This is a genomic window from Mesorhizobium sp. Cs1321R2N1 (assembly GCF_037179725.1).
Classification (GTDB): Bacteria; Pseudomonadota; Alphaproteobacteria; order Rhizobiales; family Rhizobiaceae; genus Mesorhizobium; species Mesorhizobium salmacidum.
In genome coordinates, this window is record NZ_JAPYKP010000062.1 from 1 (window position 1) to 18,972 (window position 18,972).

The window sequence follows — 18,972 nt, forward strand, 5'->3', positions numbered from 1 at the left end:
TGCCAGCGCCGATAGCCACGGCCTTGCCGCCATCGGCGGTCGCGCCCGTGCCGATGGCGACGGAATCGGCGGAGAGCGCGGCGGACTGTAGACCCACCGCGACGGCGTTGGTTGCCGTCGCCTGGCTGTCGCGCCCCATTGCAATGGCGTCGTCGTCAGATGCCGTCACGTCCGTGCCGATGCCGATGGCGTTGTTTCCACTGGCGCTCGTTGCAAAAGTGCTTGAGCCGACATAGACGGCGCCTATTCCGGATGCCCTCGTCCCAGCGCCGAGAGAGATGGAGTTCAGGGCGCTGCTTTGGGCGCCGCGGCCGAGCGCGGTACTGTTGAGTCCGGTGGCGCGGGATTCACGTCCGACGGCAGTGGAATTGTCGGCGCTCGCTACGGTCCCGATGCCCAGAGCGGTGCTGGCGCTTCCGGCGGCGTTGGCGCTGACGCCGGCGGCGAGAGAATTGTCTCCTGCCGCAACCGTTCCAGATCCATACGCGGAGGCATTTGTGCCGCTAGCGGCGGCCTGGCGTCCTGTGGCAGTCGAATTGTCGCCGCTGGCGTTGGCACCGGCGCCTGTGGCAACCGATAAAACACCACCGGCGTTCGCATTATTGCCGAGCGCGACGCTCGACGTCCCGGTGGCGGCAACGGTTGCGCCCGAACCTATCGCAACGGCACCGCCACCAGCGAGCGTCTGTGCCTGGTTACCCATGGCGACCCCGAAGGCTCCCGACGCAACGGTGCTGGAGCCGACGGCGACCGAGTTAATTGCCGATGCAGTGGCTGACTTGCCGAGGGCAGTGGCACTGTCCCCACTGGCGACGGACGCCCATCCGCCAGCAAACGCATTTGCGCCGCTGGCCCAGGAGCTGGTGCCGACGGCGGTGGAGTTCCCTCCCGAAGCAATGGAGAACGTACCCAAGGCATTGGCGCCGGCATTGATGGCCTGGGCTTGGACGCCCAGCGCGACCGTATTGACGTTGTTTGAGATCGTGCCCTGGCCCAGCGCCATCGCGCCGCCCGTGCCCGTGGCCTTCGCGTTCAGGCCGAGAGCCACCGAGTACTGTGCCGACCCAACGGATGAACGTCCTATCGCGATGGCGTCGACCTGCGAAGCGGTGACATCCGTGCCAATGCCGATGGCGCTCTGAGCGGTGACGCCTGTCCCGGGGGCGGTGCGCGAGCCAAGATAGATGGAGTTTATCGCGGAGGCGATCGTTCCAAAGCCGATCGCGACGGCATTCTGACTGCCCGCGCTGGCATTGGTGCCCTCGGCAATGGAATCGGCGCCGTTTTGCACCGCTCCAGATCCAATCGCGATACCGCGCACGCCGTTGGCCGTGCCGCCGCCGCCGACGAACTGTGCCAATGCCGGCGTGGCGGTGCCGCCCAATGCCATCGCACCCAGCGCCGCTGCCAGAACCCTGCCGTTGCCTAGCATGCCAAGCCCATGTCCCCGGCGGCGCATGCCGAGCACGCGAGACGCCATGCGCAATACCGCCATCAGGCGCCGGCGAACCGAGCGCGAGCCCAGATCGGCCCCCGCGATCCAATGCCCGGCGAAATGCGCCGCGCGACGCTGCACAAGAAGCGAGCCGCTCGAAATCTTGGTGTCGGTCATGGTGCCCTCTCCGCTGGCCGGCATGGAATCGTCTGACAATTCCAATCCACGACAGGAAGACATGATTCCTGGTTGCGGTATTTCATGATATTGCTGTCTTGTGAGAAAAGAGCCGAGCAACTCGGCGAGGTTAACAGCTCGTTACCTTAGCCACTGCTTTGAAACCAAGTAATCAAACAATGTCGTGAGCGGCGCCTCATCTAACCTTGGCGTTAAGCTTGCCTATTCGCGCCTGCAGTGGTGTCACCTGCCGGTATTTCTTCAGCATGGTGGTAAAATGGCTCTGGCTTGAAAATCCGCAGGAATGCGCGATGTCGGCGATCGTCATGCGGCTGTCGGCAAGCAGCCTTTCGGCAAGGTCCAGCCGCAGGTCGAGAACATATTGGTGCGGCGGCACGCCGAACGTCCTGGCGAACGCCCGCACGAAGTGGGAGGGCGAAAGCCCGCAGACCGCTGCCATCTCCGCAAGCGCCAGCTTGCGCGTGAAGTTCTCGCGCAGAAAATCCTGCACCTTGCGTGCGCCGCGAGGAGAAAGCCCGCCCTTTGCGTTGAACTCCGGCTGCCGGGCCGAATTGATTCGGGAAACCGACCCGGGGAAATCCTCATCGCCCGGCATTCTTCGGCCTCCTGATAGGTCCCGGATGAAGTTCAACCCGAGGCTTCCTTCCCCGTTCCCCCGGAAAATAATTCGTGATTGATCGAAGCGGACCTGCATCGCCGGGCCCGTTCATGGGGCGCTCCGTCCCGACGGCGAACAATGCGCAGACCGCATGGGCGCAAGCACGATCCTTACAGAGTGTTCCCTAGCCAGGAATGTCCGCGAGCCGGGCCCGCGGACGGAATAGATCACGCTCCCTTGCACGGCCCTTCGCGGACCGGCACTTTCAGGAATGTTGTCCAATCGAGTTGTCGGCTCCCGATCGATGCCCCGGGAAACGCCGCTTTCCCGAGCCTCGTCCGCATTTTTCATTCACGCTGCCTCAGCCGTCTCGATGCCGCCTCAAATCCCCTTTCCCCGACCCGAGACAGCGTAACGCACGCACATTGACTTGGGAAGAACTCCCACGCGCAAAGAAAAATCTTTATTCGAGAAAAGATAGAAAAATGAACGGCAGACGGAGTTGACGAGCCTTTCATTGTCGCTTGGAGCGAGGTCCTCGTTATACGGGAGTTTCGCCGATCGGTCATAACACGACCGGTCACGCGATTCTGTATTCCCATCAACCACGGATAGAGGCCGAACGCCACCGTGAGGAGCCGGTAATTGGCTGCCCGCTGCTAAAGATCACCCCGCCGGTTCTCGTACAGATCCCAGGCGAGTTCCACGACAGCCAGAAGAACCTCGTCCCGGTTCCAGCCGGCAACCACCGCCGCCTGGACGATTCCGTTGATGAGAGGCAGCAACTGGTCCTGGCAATCGGCCGACACATCGCCGTCGCCCGGCCCTTCGAAGTTGAAAGTCATCATCCGGCGCCCCCCTCGCCTTCAGCCGAAGTGTTACATCGGCAATTTTGTTCCCTCTGATATACAACGGATGCGGCACCAAAGTACAGGAAGCCCTGCAGGACTAAAACAGCACGGCACGACGCCGGATCACAACGGCTTTATGCTTCCCCGGGGTCAGGGGTGGAGGCCGCTTTCAGCGTCCTGGTTTGCTTGCTCAAATAACCGAGCGCCAGCCGTTCTTGCATCCGTAGACACAACCCGGTAACGCCGCGCGGCCAATGGTCGGATGTGGATATCGCCGGCCGCATTGCCTTCCGCGGGCGCTCGCTGGATAGTCCCGGCAATGTTCGAGACCCTGGTGATTCACTGGACCCAAATACTGGCGATCATCTCGGTGGTGATGGCGACCATCGGCATTGCCCATGCCGTCATGACCAAGGAGGACGTCCGCGCCGCCACCGGCTGGGTCGGCATCATGGTGCTGTCGCCGATCCTCGGCGTACTGATCTATGCTGTGGCCGGCATCAACCGCATTCGCCGCGCCACCATCAGCGCGCAGCGCCCGCTCGCCGAAGGCCTCGTGTCGGCCAAGCATGAGCGCGACGTCGCCGCCGAACAGGCGTTGATCGTCGAGCGCTATGGACAGCGGTTCACCGGCCTGAGGACGCTGGGCGACAGGGTGGCGCGGCGCGCGCTCAACCCGGGAAATGCAATCGACGTGCTGGAGAGCGGCGACGAGGCCTACCCCGCAATGTACGCGGCGATCGACGGGGCGGAGCGCAGCGTCCTGCTGGAGACCTATATTTTCGACAATGACGGCGTCGGCCTGCTTTTCGTCAAGGCGTTGGCCGGCGCTGTCCGGCGCGGCGTCACCGTGCGTGTGCTGATCGATGCCGTCGGCGCCCGCTACTCCGTCCCCAGCATCCTGGGACATCTGCGCCGCGCCAACATCACGGCCGATGTCTTCAACGGCAACATCGTCATGGGCCTGCGCCTGCCCTATGCCAACCTGCGGACCCACCGCAAGATCCTGGTGATCGACGGCACGGTTGCCTTTACCGGCGGCATGAACATCCGCAAGGGTTTTTCGTCGGAGTTCGCCGGATCGAACAGCGCCAGGGACACGCATTTCCAGGTCACCGGACCCGTCGTCGCCGATCTCTTCTCGGTCGCCGCGGAAGACTGGCGCTTCGCCACCAAGGAGGCGTTGAAGGGCGATGCCTGGCGGATCACACCGGTTTCACCGCCCGCCGGCCAGCCGATGCTGGTGCGTGCGGTCGCATCCGGGCCGGATGCCAGCAACGAAACCAACCACAAACTGCTGATCGGCGCCTTCTCGGTGGCGCGCAAGTCGATACGCCTGATGTCGCCCTATTTCCTGCCGGACCGGGAACTGATCAGTGCCCTGGTCACCGCGGCCAGGCGTGGTGTCGAGATCGATGTCGTGGTGCCGGCGGTGAACAACCTCTTCCTTGTCGACCGCGCCATGACCGCGCAATTCGACCAGATCCTGAAGAATTATTGCCGCATATGGCGCACGGAAGGACCCTTCGACCATTCCAAGCTGCTTTCGATCGACGGCGTGTGGGCCTATGTCGGGTCCTCCAACCTCGATGCCCGCTCGCTGCGGCTCAACTTCGAGATCGACCTGGAGGTCCTCGACGCAGGCTTCGCCACCGAGATCGAGACCCGGATCGAAACGGCGATCGAAACGGCCGTCCCGGTCACGCTGGCCTCCTTGCGGGCGCGTCCCTTCATCATCCGCCTGTTCGACCGCATCCTCTGGCTGGGTTCGCCCTATCTCTAGAAAAAACCATTATCTCCGAGAAAAATCCTATCTTTAACAAAACGACGTGTTTGCCCGGTAGCATGCCGCCAACGATGGAACATCGGCCGAAAGACTCTATTTCTAGGTGCATGGTGAGAACCGTAGGGATGATGGGCGGGTTATGCGAATGAGCGGGCGCAGCCTGCCGGCCAGCATGCTCCTGTCCATTCGCGACAGGCGGATGCGCAAGGCCAACGCCTTGTCGCCGAAGAAGGACGGCGTCACCGGGACGCTGGTCGCCTCCTACAACGTCCACAAATGCATCGGCGTCGACCGCAAGTTCGATCCCGACCGCACCAGCCGCGTCATCCGCGAGATCGCCCCCGACGTCATCGCCCTGCAGGAGGCCGACAATCGTTTCGGCGACCGTGTCGGGCTTCTCGACCTGCACCGCCTCGAACTGGAAACCGGGCTCGTGCCGGTGCCCATTTCCGCAACGGGCAAAGGCCATGGCTGGCACGGCAATGTCCTGCTGTTCAAAAGGGGCGTCGTTCGCGACGTGCATCAGATCAGGCTTCCGGGTCTCGAACCACGCGGCGCCGTGGTGGCCGAGATCGATTTCGACGGCAATCAGTCATTGCGCATCATCGCGGCCCATCTCGGATTGCTGCGCCGCTCCCGCTCGCAGCAGGCCCAGGTCGTGCTCGATCTCATGAACAGCCCCGACGAGAAGCCGACGCTCCTGCTCGGCGATTTGAACGAATGGCGGCTCGGAAACCGCTCCGCGCTGAACACGCTGCACGCGACCTTCGGCCCGCAGCCGCCGGCGGTCCCCACCTTCCCGTCCAACCTGCCGCTGCTGGCGCTCGATCGGATCATGGCCAACCGGCACGGCATCATCGCGGCCGTCGAAGCGCATGACACGCCGCTGTCGCGCGTGGCCTCCGACCATCTGCCGCTGACCGCCTTCGTCCACTTGTAGCGATTTTTTCCGCGCGTCGGTCACGTCTTGATGTCCACCGCGTTGGAAAGCGTGTGGTATGCAGCCTGGAACAAGCCCGTCCTGTCGCGAGTTGATGTCAGCTAACCCGCAGGAGGACGAAACGTGAAGAAGGTGATTTTAGCTTCCCTATTGGCGTTTGCCGCGACGGCTTCGGTCATTGCGCCAACGCAAGCCGCAAGTGTGACGATCCAGTCCGACGATGGCAACCAATATTCCTCGGATGACGATTCCGGGATTGTCGTTCGCCGTCATCATGTGCGCCGTTATGACAACGAGTATGATGGCGACCAGAACGCTCAGTACGACAATGGCGGCTACCGCTGGCACCGCCGGCACCACCGCTGCCACACGGAAACGATCGTGCATTGGCGCCACCATCACAGGGTGGTCGAGGACGTTCGCGTCTGCGGCTGAGGCCGCTCCGTCTCCTGATCCTATCCTTGGCGGATTGCCGCCAAGGATAGCCGTTGACGGCCGTCGCCTTTCCACGGATGCGGCTATTGCCGCATTGCACAAATTCCCGAGCATGCCCACAATGCGGGCATGATCCGAACTTCCCTCGCCGTCCTGGTGATCGACGAAAACCGCATCCGCGCTTCGATAATCGAGGCCGGCTTGCGCGAGGCGGGCCATGAGCGGGTCACCGTTATCCATGACGTCAGCGGCATTGCGCGCCGCATCGCCGAGATCGAGCCCGACGTCATCGTCATCGACCTGGAAAACCCCAACCGCGACATGCTGGAAAACATGTTCCAGCTGTCGCGTGCGGTGAAGCGGCCGATCGCCATGTTCGTCGACCGTTCCGACCAGGCCTCGATCGAGGCGGCGGTCGATGCCGGCGTTTCGGCCTATGTCGTCGACGGATTGAGGCAGGAGCGCGTCAAGCCGATCCTCGACATGGCGGTGAGCCGCTTCAACGCTTTCTCGCGCATGGCGCGCGAACTGGAAGAGGCGCGCAGCGAGCTCGAGAGCCGCAAGGTGATCGACCGCGCCAAAGGCATCCTGATGAAGTCGCGCGGCCTGACCGAAGAGGCCGCCTACACGCTGCTGCGCAAGACGGCGATGAACCAGAACCGCAAGATCAGCGATATCGCCCAGAGCCTGGTGACTGCCGCCGGGCTTCTCGGACCGCCGGAGGACGAATAGACATGGGCGCCGAGCACCAGATCACCGCCGGCTTCATGCCACTTTTCGATAGCGCGGTCCTGGTCGCGGCCGGCGAACTGGGCTTTGCCGCGCGCGAAGGCATCGATCTCACCCTGCACCGCGAGACCTCCTGGGCCAACATCCGCGACCGCATCGCCATCGGCCATTTCGACCTCGCGCACATGCTCGGGCCGATGCCGCTTGCCTGCAATCTTGGCCTCACCCCCCTTGCCTCCGAGACCATCGTGCCCTTTTCGCTGGGGCTTGGCGGCAACTGCGTCACCATCTCCAACGCCGTCTGGGCCGGCATGGCGGCGCACGGCGCCGTACCCGATCTCGATCCGGCTCGCGCCGGCGCGGCCCTTGGCGCGTTCATCCGCGAGCGGGCGGCCGCCGGCCGCGACCCACTGCGCTTTGCCGTCGTGCATCCGCATTCCGGGCACAATTACGAACTGCGCTACTGGCTTGCCGCCTGCGGCATCGATCCCTCGCGCGAAATCGAGATCGTCATCGTGCCGCCGCCCTTCATGGCCGACGCGCTGGCAGCCGGCCGCATCGACGGCTATTGCGTCGGCGAACCCTGGAACAGCGCCGCCGTGGCGGCCGGCACCGGCCATATCGTCACCGTCAAGGCGCTGCTCTGGCGCAACAGCCCCGAGAAGGTGATTGGCGTGCGCAAGGCTTGGGCCGAACAGAGCCCCGAGGCGCTGGCGGCGCTCTTGCGCGCACTGCATCACTCGGCGCGCTGGTGCCAGGATCCCGCGAACCGCGACGAATTGGCCGCGGTGATGGCGCAACGTGGCTTCCTTGGCCTGCCGCCGGCCGTCCAGATGCCGATCCTGACTGGCCGTCTCCGGCTGGGCGGCGGGGCGGAACTGAACATCGACGACTTCTTCGTGCCGTTCGACAAGGCGGCCAACTTCCCCTGGAAAAGCCATGCGCTGTGGTTCTACACGCAGATGGTCCGCTGGGGGCATGTCGCGCACACGCCGGAAAACCTTGCCATCGCCCGCGATTGCTACCGGCCCGACCTGTACCGCTCGGCGCTGAAGCCGCTCGGCGTCGCGCTGCCCGGCGCCAATGCCAAGGTCGAGGGCGCGCTGAAGGTGGCGACGCCGGTGGGCTCGGCGGGCGCAAGCCTGGCGCTCGGCCCGGACGGCTTCTTCGACGGCCAGATCTTCGATCCCGACGAGATCGACGCCTATATTGCGGGCCAGTCGCGCCGCTGATCATTCGCGCGCCATTCTTGTGCATTGCACAAAATTTATGCGATCCATCGACCGATTGGTCAATGTTTGACCTTGTCCGTTGCTGGGGCGACCGAACCATGAGTCGGCGATCCAACTGATTTCGTTAGACATTCCGGCCCGTACAGAAACTGGCACGGTTCCTGCATAGAAATAAACGAGCCCTTCTCGGGCAATCGAACAGGCGTCCAATGGCGGGCGCCACAGGCAAAGCTGCCGCTCAGGTCTACGCGCGATCCCAGATGTACGGACGCGAGGGCCTGGTCGGCGGCTTTTTTGTTTTGGACCCGAACACGCAATCAACGGAGCGCCGTTCCCAAGGCGCCCAACCGGAGACGACGATGACGAAACGGATCGGAACAACATCCCTCAAGGATTTCACCCGCCGCGATTTTCTGGTGAGCAGCGCGATGACCGCGGTGCTGTTCACCGTGGCGCTCCTGCTGTTTCCCACCGGCACCAAACCAGAGGGCAAGGCTCCGCAAGTGATCGCGCAAGGCGCGGCCTCTTCGCGCTGACCTATGCCGCACCGCATTCACCACCCAAGAACGAGCGCGGCGATGCCGCAAACCGGAGCCTGACATGACCGCAAATCTCCCAGCCGCGCCCAGCCAGGACACTGCTCCCCGGCAGGCGCTCGTAATGTCCACCATCGCCTTCACCGTCTGCTTCGCGGTGTGGACGATCTTTTCGATCATCGGCGTGCGCATCAAGCAGGATCTCGGGCTGAATGAGACGGAGTTCGGCCTGCTCGTCGGCACGCCGATCCTCACCGGTTCCCTCGTGCGCATGGTGCTCGGCGTCTGGACCGACCGCTTTGGCGGTCGGCTGGTCTACACCGCGACCATGCTTGCGGCGGCAATCGCGACCTTCCTGCTGGCTTTTGCGCACACCTACGCACAGATGCTGGTCGCCGCGCTCGGCGTCGGGCTAGCCGGCGGCTCCTTCGCCGTCGGCGTGTCCTATGTCTCGCGCTTCTTCCCCGCCGACAAGCAGGGTACGGCCCTCGGCATCTTCGGCGCCGGCAATGTCGGGGCCGCGGTCACCAAGTTCCTGGCGCCGTTCGTGCTTCTTTCCTGGGGGTGGCAGTCGGTTGCGCTGATCTGGGCGGCGGCACTCGTCGTCATGGCTGTCGTCTTCTGGTTCACCACCGGCGATGACCCGGTCATTCGTGAGCGCCGTGCGGGCAAGGCGACACCCAAGAGAAGCTTCTGGCAGGAATTCGCGCCGCTCAAGAACCTGCAGGTCTGGCGCTTCGCCTTCTACTATTTCTTCGCCTTCGGTGCGTTCGTGGCGCTGTCGCTGTGGCTGCCGCGCTATCTGATCGGCGTCTACGGCTTTGGGCTCGAGGCGGCCGGCATGATCGGCGCGGCCTATTCAATTCCCGCAAGTGTCTTCCGCGCTTATGGCGGCGTGCTCTCCGACCGGATCGGCGCCCGCACCGTGCTCTATTGGACTTTCGCGGTCAGTGCCGTCGCGACCTTTATTCTGTCTCTCCCCTCGGCAGACTACGTCGTGCGCGGCATCAGCGGGCCGATCGCCTTCCATTTCGAGATCGGCCCGCTCGCCTTCATTGCCGTTGCCAGCGTGCTCGGCTTCTTCATGAGCCTGGGCAAGGCCGCCGTCTACAAACACATTCCCGCCTATTATCCACAGAGTGTCGGCGCGGTTGGTGGCGTGGTGGGCATGATCGGCGGTCTCGGTGGCTTTATCCTGCCGATCGCCTTTGGCGCGCTCAACGACCTCACCGGCGTCTGGTCGAGCTGCTTCATGCTGCTCTTCCTGATCGTCGTCACCTGCTTTGCCTGGATGCACTTTTCCATCCGGCGCATGGAGCGCGCGACAGCCGCCGAAGCTCCAGACCTTTCCTACGCCGCAGAGTGACACGGGAGCGGAGTAAGCACATGACCGAAAAACTCGTCATCATCGGCAACGGCATGGCCCCCGGGCGCATGCTGGAGCATCTGCTGGAACAGGCGCCGGGCCGCTACGCCGTCACCATCTTCAACGCCGAGCCGCGCGTGAACTATGATCGCATCATGCTGTCGCCCGTGCTGTCAGGCGAAAAGGCCTATGAGGAAATCATCATCCATGGCGACGGCTGGTACATCAAGCACGGCATCACCCTCTACAAGGGCCACAAGATCGTAGCCATCGACCGCCAAGCGAAGACCGTCACCTCCGACCACGGCGTGACCGAGCCCTACGACAAGCTCGTCATCGCCACCGGCTCTGTGCCGTTCATCATCCCGGTGCCGGGCCACAACCTGCCGGGCGTGCTGACCTATCGCGATCTGGATGACGTCCGCGCGATGATGCTTGCCGCCCAGTCGCGCGCCAAGGCCGTGGTCATCGGCGGCGGCCTGCTCGGGCTCGAGGCCGCGGCCGGGCTGAATTCGCAAGGCATGGATGTCACCGTGCTCCATGTCATGCCGACGCTGATGGAGCGCCAGCTCGATCCGGCCGCCGGCTATCTCCTGCAGCGCGCCGTCGAACAACGCGGCATCAAGGTCATCACCAAGGCCAATACCCAGGCGATCACAGGCAATGGCAAGGTCGAGCAGGTGGAACTCGCCGACGGCACAATCATCCCGGCGACCCTGGTGGTGATGGCGGTCGGCATCAGGCCGAATGCGGCGCTGGCCAAGGATGCAGGCATCGCCGTCAACCGCGGCATCGTCGTCGATGCCGGGATGCGCAGCAACGACCCCGACATCTTCGCGCTCGGCGAGTGCGCCGAGGTGGGCGGCACGGTCTACGGGCTGGTGGCGCCGCTCTACGAGATGGCGCGTGTTGCCGCTCATCAGCTTGCCGGCGACGAGACCGCCGCCTTCGTCCACATGGACACACCGACCAAGCTCAAGGTCACCGGCATCGACCTCTTTTCGCTCGGCGACTTCGCCGATGGCGACGACCGCCAGGAGATCGTGCTGCGCGACGCTTCCGCCGGCGTCTATAAACGCCTGGTGCTCAGGGATGATCGCATCATCGGCACCGTGCTTTATGGCGAGACGGCTGACGGCGCCTGGTTCAACGACCTGAAGAAGAAACAGACCGACATATCGCAAATGCGCGATACGTTGATCTTCGGCCAGTCCTACCAGGGGGGTGCCCCGCTGGACCCTATGGCGGCCGTTGCAGCCTTGCCGGATGATGCGGAAATCTGCGGCTGCAACGGCGTCTGCAAGGGCAAGATCACGGGCGCGATCACGGGCAAGGGCCTCACTTCGCTCGATGACGTGCGCGCCCACACCAAGGCGTCGGCCTCCTGCGGCTCCTGCACAGGGCTGGTCGAAAAGCTGATGGTGCTGACCCTCGGCGACACCTACAACCCGGCCGCGGTGCAGCCTATGTGTTCCTGCACCACGTTCGGCCATGACGAAGTACGCCGGCTGATCAAGGCCAAGCACCTGAAGACCATTCCGGCGGTCATGCAGGAACTGGAGTGGAAGACCTCCTGCGGCTGCGCCAAATGCCGGCCGGCACTCAACTACTATCTCGTCTGCGACTGGCCGGACGAGTATGCCGACGACTACCAGTCGCGTTTCATCAACGAGCGCGTCCACGCCAACATCCAGAAGGATGGCACCTATTCGGTGGTGCCGCGCATGTGGGGCGGCGTGACCAATGCGGCCGAACTGCGCGCCATCGCCGACGTCGTCGACAAGTTCGAGATCCCGATGGTCAAGGTCACCGGCGGCCAGCGCATCGACATGCTGGGCATCCGCAAGGAGGACCTGCCGGCGGTGTGGGCCGATCTCGGCCAGGCCGGCTTCGTCTCGGGCCATGCCTATGCCAAAGGGCTGCGCACGGTGAAGACCTGCGTCGGCTCCGACTGGTGCCGCTTCGGCACGCAGGATTCGACTGGGCTCGGCATCCGCATCGAGAAATTCATGTGGGGTTCGTGGACCCCCGCCAAGGTCAAGATGGCGGTGTCGGGTTGTCCGCGCAACTGTGCCGAGGCGACCTGCAAGGATGTCGGCGTGATCTGCGTCGACAGTGGTTACGAGATCCACTTCGCCGGGGCCGCCGGTCTCGATATCAAGGGCACGGAAGTGCTCGGCCTGGTCAGGACCGAAGACGAAGCGCTGCAGCACATCGTGGCGCTGACGCAGATGTATCGCGAGCAGGGCCGCTATCTCGAACGTATCTACAAATGGGCCAAGCGCATCGGCATAGCCGAGGTCAAGCGCCAGATCATGGACGACGGCGAGAAGCGCCAGGCCTACTACGAGCGCTTTGTCTTTTCGCAGAAATTCGCCCAGGTCGATCCGTGGTCCGAGCGCGTCTCCGGCAAGGACAAGCACGAGTTCCGGCCCATGGCCTCGGTCGGGTTTGCGCAGGCGGCGGAGTGACAATCATGAACTGGATCGCGATCGGCACCATCTCCGATATTCCCCGGCGCGGCGCGCGCTGTGTCGCCACACCTCAAGGCAAGATCGCCGTCTTTCGCACGGCGGACGACGAGGTCTTCGCCATCGAGGACCACTGCCCGCACAAAGGCGGACCGCTGAGCCAGGGCATCGTCCATGGCGCGGCCGTGACGTGTCCTCTGCACAATTGGGTGATCTCGCTGGAGACGGGCAAGGCGCTTGGCGCCGACGAGGGCGCCGTGCGCACGATTCCCGTGAAGCGGGAAGGCGAGCGCCTGTTCATCGCGCTGGAAGCGCTGGCCAGCCGCGCGGCCTGAACCATGGAGATTGACGAAGCACGCGAGGTGAGGACCACCTGCCCCTATTGCGGGGTGGGCTGCGGCGTACTGGCAAAGGTCGCCGCGGACGGGCAGGTGTCCGTCCGTGGCGACCCCGATCATCCGGCGAATTTCGGCCGGCTCTGCTCGAAGGGCTCCGCGCTCGCCGAGACCACCGGCCTCGACAGCCGGCTGCTCCATCCGCAAATCCACGACCACGGCTCCTCTTGGGACGAGGCGCTCGACCTCGTCGCTTCGACCTTCTCCCAAACCATTGCCGAACATGGTCCCGACGCGGTCGCCTTCTACGTCTCCGGCCAGTTGCTGACCGAGGATTACTACCTCGCCAACAAACTGATGAAGGGTTTTGTCGGTTCGGCCAACATCGACACAAATTCGCGTCTCTGCATGGCGTCCTCGGTCGCCGGCCACCGCCGCGCGTTTGGTTCGGACACCGTGCCGGGAACCTACGAGGATCTGGAACTCTCCGATCTCATCGTGCTGGTCGGCTCCAACCTCGCCTGGTGCCATCCGGTGCTTTATCAGCGCATCGCGGCGGCCCGCGAAAAGCGACCTGATATGAAGGTGGTGCTGGTCGATCCGCGCCGCACCATGACATCCGACATCGCCGACATGCATCTGGCGATCGCGCCGGATGGCGACGTCGCCCTGTTCACCGGCCTGCTCGCCTGGCTCGGCCAGCATAATGCGCTCGATCGTGCCTATATCACGGCGCATACGTCCGGCTTTGGACAAGCGCTGTTCGCCGCCTCGGCGCTCGACCTTGCCGGCGTCGCTGCCGCCACGGGGCTCAGCGAAGAGGAACTTGGAAGTTTCTACAGCCTGTTCGCCAGGACGGAAAAGACCGTCACCGTCTACAGTCAGGGCGTCAACCAGTCGTCCCAGGGCACCGACAAGGTCAATGCGATCATCAACTGCCATCTCGCCACTGGCCGTATCGGAAAACCGGGCGCCGGGCCGTTCTCTGTCACTGGCCAGCCCAACGCCATGGGGGGCCGCGAGGTCGGCGGCATGGCCAACATGCTCGCCGCCCATATGGAGATCGAAAACCCCGAGCATCGCGAACGCGTGCAGCGCTTCTGGAATGCGCCGGCGATTGCAGGGAAACCGGGCCTCAAGGCGGTCGATATGTTCAAGGCGGTTGCCGACGGACGCATCAAGGCGCTGTGGATCATGGCCACCAACCCGGTCGATTCGATGCCGGGTGCAGGCGCCGTCGAAGCGGCGATCAAGGCCTGTCCCTTCGTCGTGGTGTCGGACGTGCTGGCCGAGACCGACACGGTCCGCCATGCCCATGTCCGGCTGCCGGCGACGGCCTGGGGCGAGAAGGACGGCACCGTCACCAATTCCGAGCGCCGCATCTCGCGCCAGCGCGCGTTCTTGCCGGTCCCCGGCGAGGCGCGGCCCGACTGGTGGATCATTGCCGAGGTGGCGCGGCGCATGGGCTTTGACGAGGCATTTGCGCATGAGACGCCGGCGGAGATCTTCGCCGAGCACGCTGCCTTGTCGGGGTTCGAGAATGACGGCGCGCGCGATTTCGACATTGGCGCGTATGCTGGTGTCGATAGAGAAGACTACGACGCGCTAGCGCCCTTCCAGTGGCCAGCGTCGAGCCCAGGCACCCCCCTCTGGCCTGCCGGCCATCTCCCCCGCAGGGGGGGAGATCGGATATTGTCGCGGCCTTCGCCAATCTTCAACGTTGCTAGACAGGCGCCGGCGCCAAAGCAGCTAATCTCCCCCCTTGCGGGGGAGATGGTCGGCAGGCCAGAGGGGGGTGTTCAAGCTCGACATCCGCCACAAGCGGGCGGCACCACCGGGCACCAATCCACCCGCTTCTTTGCCAACGGCAACTTCTACACGCCCGACCGCAAGGCACGCTTCATCGCCATCCGCCCAACCGTCGAAACCCGCATCACCTCCGACTTCCCGCTCATCCTCAACACCGGCCGCATCCGCGACCACTGGCACACCATGACGCGTACGGGCAAAAGCCCGCGCCTGTCCCAGCACATCGCCGAGCCCTTTGTCGAAATCCACCCAGTGGATGCGCAACGCCACGGCATTGGCGATGCCGACATCGCACGCGTCTCGACCCCTCGCGGCGAGGTGCTGGTCCGCGCGCTTGTGACCACGCGCCAGCGCCAGGGCAGCCTGTTCGCGCCGATGCACTGGACGGACCAATTCGCCGCCAGGGCCCGGCTCGACACGCTCACCGCATCGCTCACCGATCCGGTGTCAGGCCAGCCGGCGTTGAAGCATGTCGGGGCCAGCATCGAGAAATTCACCGCCAGGACCTTCGGCTTTGCCGTGACACGCAAAAGACCCGCGACGATGGCCGCCGACTACTGGGCGGTAGCCAGATGCCGGGGCGGCTGGCGGGTCGAGCTTGCCTTTGCCAGTGACGATGTCGACTGGACGGCCTTCGCCGGTTCGCTCTTCGACACCGTGGATGCCGAAGTTCTCGCCTATCACGACCGCGAGGCCGGCCAACACCGCATCGCCGCCTTCGATGGCGAGCATCTGACGGGTGCCTTGTTTATCGCGCCCGGTCCGGTCGCGGTGTCGCGCGGCTGGGCGGCCGAGCAGCTCGGGGAGGTCCACGCCAGCCAGCGTCAGCGCTTCAGGATCGTTGCCGGTCGCGCCGGTGCCGGACGGCCCGATGCCGGCGCGACCGTCTGTTCCTGTTTCAACGTCGGGGTCAACCAGATCACGGCTGCCGTGGCCGCTGGCTGCACCACCGTGGACGCCATCGGTGCCACGCTGAAGGCAGGCACCAATTGTGGCTCCTGCCGGTCCGAGATCCGCGCGATCATCGCGGCCAATCGGATTCAGGCCGCCGAGTGAAAGCGACATGACCCCGCCAGGGCTGAACTCCGGCCGGAAGTTGGGATCGAACCTGTCCAGCAGTAATTCGACTTCGCGGGGATTCGGCCATATGGGTTGATGGGATGAAAGACGCCGCCATGGACCAGCAACCGGAAATGCCCCTGCGGGCGACCGCCGCGTGACGCCGCTCACGTGGCTGATCCCACCGTTCGGCCGGCGATTGTTGGGAGGTGTTTTCCAAGCCATAGCAAGCAGTTGGCGAAATGCGCCATGTAACCGTCGCCGTGGATCTGTGGCTCGGCTGGCGCTGTCCTCCGCAATTGGTACGTCTGGACACGCGTGTTGAACACTGAAAAATGGGGAACGCAACCTCGCCATCCGAGTTGATTCAAAGCATCGGGAGATCAGCGCTGAATCTGGAAGACATAGCCGGCCATCCGGCCTTGCACCGCTACGTTCAGGAACAGTCGCAGTCCCTGATCCGCATCTACGAGGAAAGCCCGCGCCTGGCTTCCATCTTTGCCACTCAGCAGCGCTGGCTTTTGGGTCATGTCGGCCTTGCCATGCACTTCAGGCGAGACCCGAATGACCGCCGCAAGGAGCTGACCGTATCGCGTTTCATCGAGGTCGTGCACAAGAACGCGGTGGCCAGCCGCAACACGGCGGACGCCTTCATCAAGGAGATGCTGCACTACAACATAGCCGAGTATGTGACGGGCGGCGACGGCCGCACGCATCCCCTGCAGCCGACAGCGGCCACCATCGAGCGATTCACCGGCTGGGTAACAGCCCATCTGCGCACGCTCGACCACATCGACGGCGGCGACCGGCTAGCCAGATTCCTGGAGCGGCCCGAGATGCTTGCCACGCTGCAGCCGCTGGTGGCTGACGGCCTGCTGGCGTCCAAGCCGGTGCGCGAACCCAACCAGACCTTTTCCCTGTTCATCTGGCTCAACAATGGCGGTATCGTCATGGACTGGCTGATGTCGGGCATCGACCCCGACCACGCCGGCCTGGAGCGGATTCCGACCGGCGTGGTTTCGATCGGTGACTTCGCCAAATGGCTCAAGCTGTCGCGGACCCATCTCGGCCGCAAACTGCGCACGGCGGAGGAACTCGGCAGCATTGGCTGGCTTGGTCAGCGCGGCCATTCGGTGATGTGGGTGTCGCACGGATTCTACGAGGAATACATGACCGTCCAGGCCGCCAAGCTGGCCGTCGTCGACACCGCCTTCAAGGCCTGTTTTCCGGCATCGCAGGCGACGGCTGAGCAGCGCCGCGCATGAGAGCCATTCCAGGAAAAGTGTAAAATGTTTTCCGTCCGGAATTGCGCCAGAACAGGTGGATTGACCGGTTCCGTGTTTGCGTGGCTGCGCGAGGCCAAGGACCTCGGCAGCGTCGGCTGGCTCGGCCGGCGCCCAGTCACGAAAAGCCGACGCTGGACAGGCGTCAGAAGCTGTCCAGCGTGACAGCCGCATGTACACCCTTCACCTGTGTCGATTGATGCTCGGCGAGCTTGATCGACACCGACTGCGGGCGGCGTTCTCAATCGATGTCGAACGAGACGCCTTGGGCCAGCGGCAGCGCCTTGGAATAGTTCACCGTGTTGGTGGCGCGGCGCATATAGGCCTTCCATGCATCGGAGCCGCTCTCGCGGCCGCCGCCGGTTTCCTTTTCGCCGCCGAAGGCACCGCCGATTTCGGCGCCTGAGGTGCCGATATTGACATTGGCGATGCCGCAATCCGAACCATCGACACCGAGGAACCGCTCGGATTCCTGGAGATCGCGAGTGAAGATCGATGACGACAAGCCGGCGCCGACCGCATTGTGCTCGTCAAGCACGGCGTCGAAATCCGAATACTTCATCACATAGAGGATCGGCGCAAAGGTTTCTTCCGTCACTGGCGAAACCTGCTTTGGCATTTCGACCAGCGCCGGATGGACATAATAGGCATCCGGATGGCCATTCTCGACCCGTGTCCCGCCGGTCACCTTGCCGCCATGGGCGGTCGCTTCGCTCAGGGCCTTCTGCATGGCATCGAACGCTGCCTTGTCGATCAACGGCCCGACCAGCGACGAGGTCTGCAGCGGATTGCCGACCGAAACGCTCTGATAGGCCTTCTTCAGCCGCGGCACCAAGGCGTCGTAGACGCTGTCATGGACGAACAGGCGGCGCAGCGTCGTGCAGCGCTGGCCAGCCGTGCCCATGGCCCCGAAGGCGATGGCGCGCAGCGCCATGTCGAGATCGGCCGTCGGGCACACGATGCCGGCATTGTTGCCGCCCAGTTCCAGCACCGCTCGTGCAAAACGCTTGGCCAGGCGCGGACCGACATCCCGGCCCATGCGGGTCGAGCCGGTGGCCGAAACCAGCGGCACCTTCGGATGATCGACCAGGATCTCGCCGACGGCGCGGTCGCCGATCAGCACCGGCGCCAGGCCTTGCGGTGCGTCCGCGCCGAAACGCTTGACCGCACGCTTGAAGATCGCTTCGCAGGCAAGCGCCGTCAGCGGCGTCTTCTCGGAAGGTTTCCATACCACGGCATCGCCGCAGACCAGTGCGAGCGCTGCGTTCCACGACCACACGGCGACCGGGAAGTTGAAAGCCGAGATGACACCGACGACGCCGAGCGGATGCCAAGTTTCCATCATACGGTGGCCGGGACGCTCGGTGGCGATGGTCAGACCGTACAATTGCCGGGACAGACCGACGGCGAAATCGCAGATGTCGATCATTTCCTGCACTTCGCCGAGCCCTTCGGAGGGGATCTTGCCAACCTCGATCGACACCAGCCGGCCCAGCTCGGTCTTGTGCGCGCGCAGTTCTTCGCCCAGCAGCCGAACCAATTCGCCACGCTTGGGACCCGGCACCAGCCGCCAGGACTGGAATGCCTGGTGGGCGTCATCAATAGTCTTTGCCGCGTCGGCCGGCGAGATCGTCTTCAGCGCCGCGATCTGCTCACCCGTCACCGGGCTGCGCACGATCAGGTCGCCGCCGACAAGCGCCTCCTTGGCCACGCCCAGTTTCGCCAGAAGCTCGGCCGTTTCCTTCGCTATCGTCATTTTTGTCCCTTTCAGATCCCGCCGCTCGTGTGGCGTGGGTCAACGTCTTGCGCCATGCCTTCCCGCGCCGTTGCGGCTGGAAGGGGCTATCATGGCGTGCCATTACCTGTTTCAGGGGAAAATCGCCACCCCGGCATGGTCCAAGCCCAGGCT

The 18,972-nt window shown here is 64.1% G+C and carries 14 protein-coding genes and 1 pseudogene; 11 read left to right on the top strand and 4 right to left on the bottom strand.

Annotated elements, in window-relative coordinates; translation table 11 throughout:
• The 3 genes and pseudogenes from O7A61_RS17140 to O7A61_RS17150 form a co-directional block, all read right to left on the bottom strand.
• Positions 1–1,612, bottom strand: a pseudogene (locus O7A61_RS17140) (calcium-binding protein); the annotation flags it as partial.
• 196 nt (positions 1,613–1,808) lie between these two features.
• Positions 1,809–2,327 carry an AraC family transcriptional regulator gene (locus O7A61_RS17145; protein WP_337130816.1) on the bottom strand — a complete coding sequence of 173 codons (519 nt, stop codon included), beginning with the start codon at positions 2,325–2,327 and terminating at the stop codon, positions 1,809–1,811.
• A gap of 563 nt (positions 2,328–2,890) precedes the next feature.
• Complete coding sequence (locus O7A61_RS17150; protein WP_337130817.1) at positions 2,891–3,079, bottom strand: hypothetical protein; 189 nt, start codon at positions 3,077–3,079, stop codon at positions 2,891–2,893.
• Between the two features lie 322 nt (positions 3,080–3,401).
• Here O7A61_RS17150 and O7A61_RS17155 point away from each other — a divergent pair, with 322 nt between their 5' ends.
• From O7A61_RS17155 to O7A61_RS17205, 11 genes are all read left to right on the top strand, one after another.
• Positions 3,402–4,865, top strand: coding sequence for a phospholipase D-like domain-containing protein (locus O7A61_RS17155; RefSeq protein WP_337130818.1), 1,464 nt, complete (start codon positions 3,402–3,404; stop codon positions 4,863–4,865).
• Positions 4,866–5,007: 142 nt separating this feature from the next.
• Positions 5,008–5,808 carry an endonuclease/exonuclease/phosphatase family protein gene (locus tag O7A61_RS17160; protein WP_140504068.1) on the top strand — a complete coding sequence of 267 codons (801 nt, stop codon included), beginning with the start codon at positions 5,008–5,010 and terminating at the stop codon, positions 5,806–5,808.
• Positions 5,809–5,931: 123 nt separating this feature from the next.
• Positions 5,932–6,243 (top strand): hypothetical protein, encoded by a 312-nt coding sequence (locus O7A61_RS17165; RefSeq protein WP_337130819.1) that lies wholly within the window; start codon positions 5,932–5,934, stop codon positions 6,241–6,243.
• A gap of 129 nt (positions 6,244–6,372) precedes the next feature.
• The gene (locus O7A61_RS17170) at positions 6,373–6,975 is read left to right on the top strand and encodes an ANTAR domain-containing response regulator (protein ID WP_337130820.1); all 603 of its coding nucleotides are present in this window, start codon (positions 6,373–6,375) and stop codon (positions 6,973–6,975) included.
• Positions 6,976–6,977: 2 nt separating this feature from the next.
• Complete coding sequence (locus O7A61_RS17175) at positions 6,978–8,204, top strand: CmpA/NrtA family ABC transporter substrate-binding protein (RefSeq protein WP_337130821.1); 1,227 nt, start codon at positions 6,978–6,980, stop codon at positions 8,202–8,204.
• 209 nt (positions 8,205–8,413) lie between these two features.
• Complete coding sequence (locus O7A61_RS17180; RefSeq protein WP_337130822.1) at positions 8,414–8,740, top strand: hypothetical protein; 327 nt, start codon at positions 8,414–8,416, stop codon at positions 8,738–8,740.
• A 64-nt stretch (positions 8,741–8,804) separates the two neighbouring features.
• The gene (locus O7A61_RS17185; protein ID WP_337130823.1) at positions 8,805–10,106 is read left to right on the top strand and encodes an MFS transporter; all 1,302 of its coding nucleotides are present in this window, start codon (positions 8,805–8,807) and stop codon (positions 10,104–10,106) included.
• A 20-nt stretch (positions 10,107–10,126) separates the two neighbouring features.
• Positions 10,127–12,577 carry a nitrite reductase large subunit NirB gene (gene nirB, locus O7A61_RS17190; RefSeq protein WP_337105968.1) on the top strand — a complete coding sequence of 817 codons (2,451 nt, stop codon included), beginning with the start codon at positions 10,127–10,129 and terminating at the stop codon, positions 12,575–12,577.
• 5 nt (positions 12,578–12,582) lie between these two features.
• Entirely contained in the window at positions 12,583–12,912 is a 330-nt protein-coding gene (gene nirD / locus O7A61_RS17195; protein WP_140504078.1) for a nitrite reductase small subunit NirD, read from the top strand.
• A gap of 3 nt (positions 12,913–12,915) precedes the next feature.
• A complete protein-coding gene (locus tag O7A61_RS17200) occupies positions 12,916–15,777 on the top strand; it encodes a nitrate reductase (RefSeq protein WP_337130824.1) in 2,862 nt (953 codons plus the stop codon).
• A gap of 338 nt (positions 15,778–16,115) precedes the next feature.
• Positions 16,116–17,045, top strand: coding sequence for a hypothetical protein (locus O7A61_RS17205; protein ID WP_337130825.1), 930 nt, complete (start codon positions 16,116–16,118; stop codon positions 17,043–17,045).
• Between the two features lie 259 nt (positions 17,046–17,304).
• Here O7A61_RS17205 and amaB read toward each other — a convergent pair whose 3' ends face one another.
• Positions 17,305–18,819: an L-piperidine-6-carboxylate dehydrogenase gene (gene amaB / locus O7A61_RS17210; protein ID WP_337130826.1), complete on the bottom strand. Its 1,515-nt coding sequence runs from the start codon at positions 18,817–18,819 to the stop codon at positions 17,305–17,307.
• Positions 18,820–18,972 lie beyond the last annotated feature (153 nt).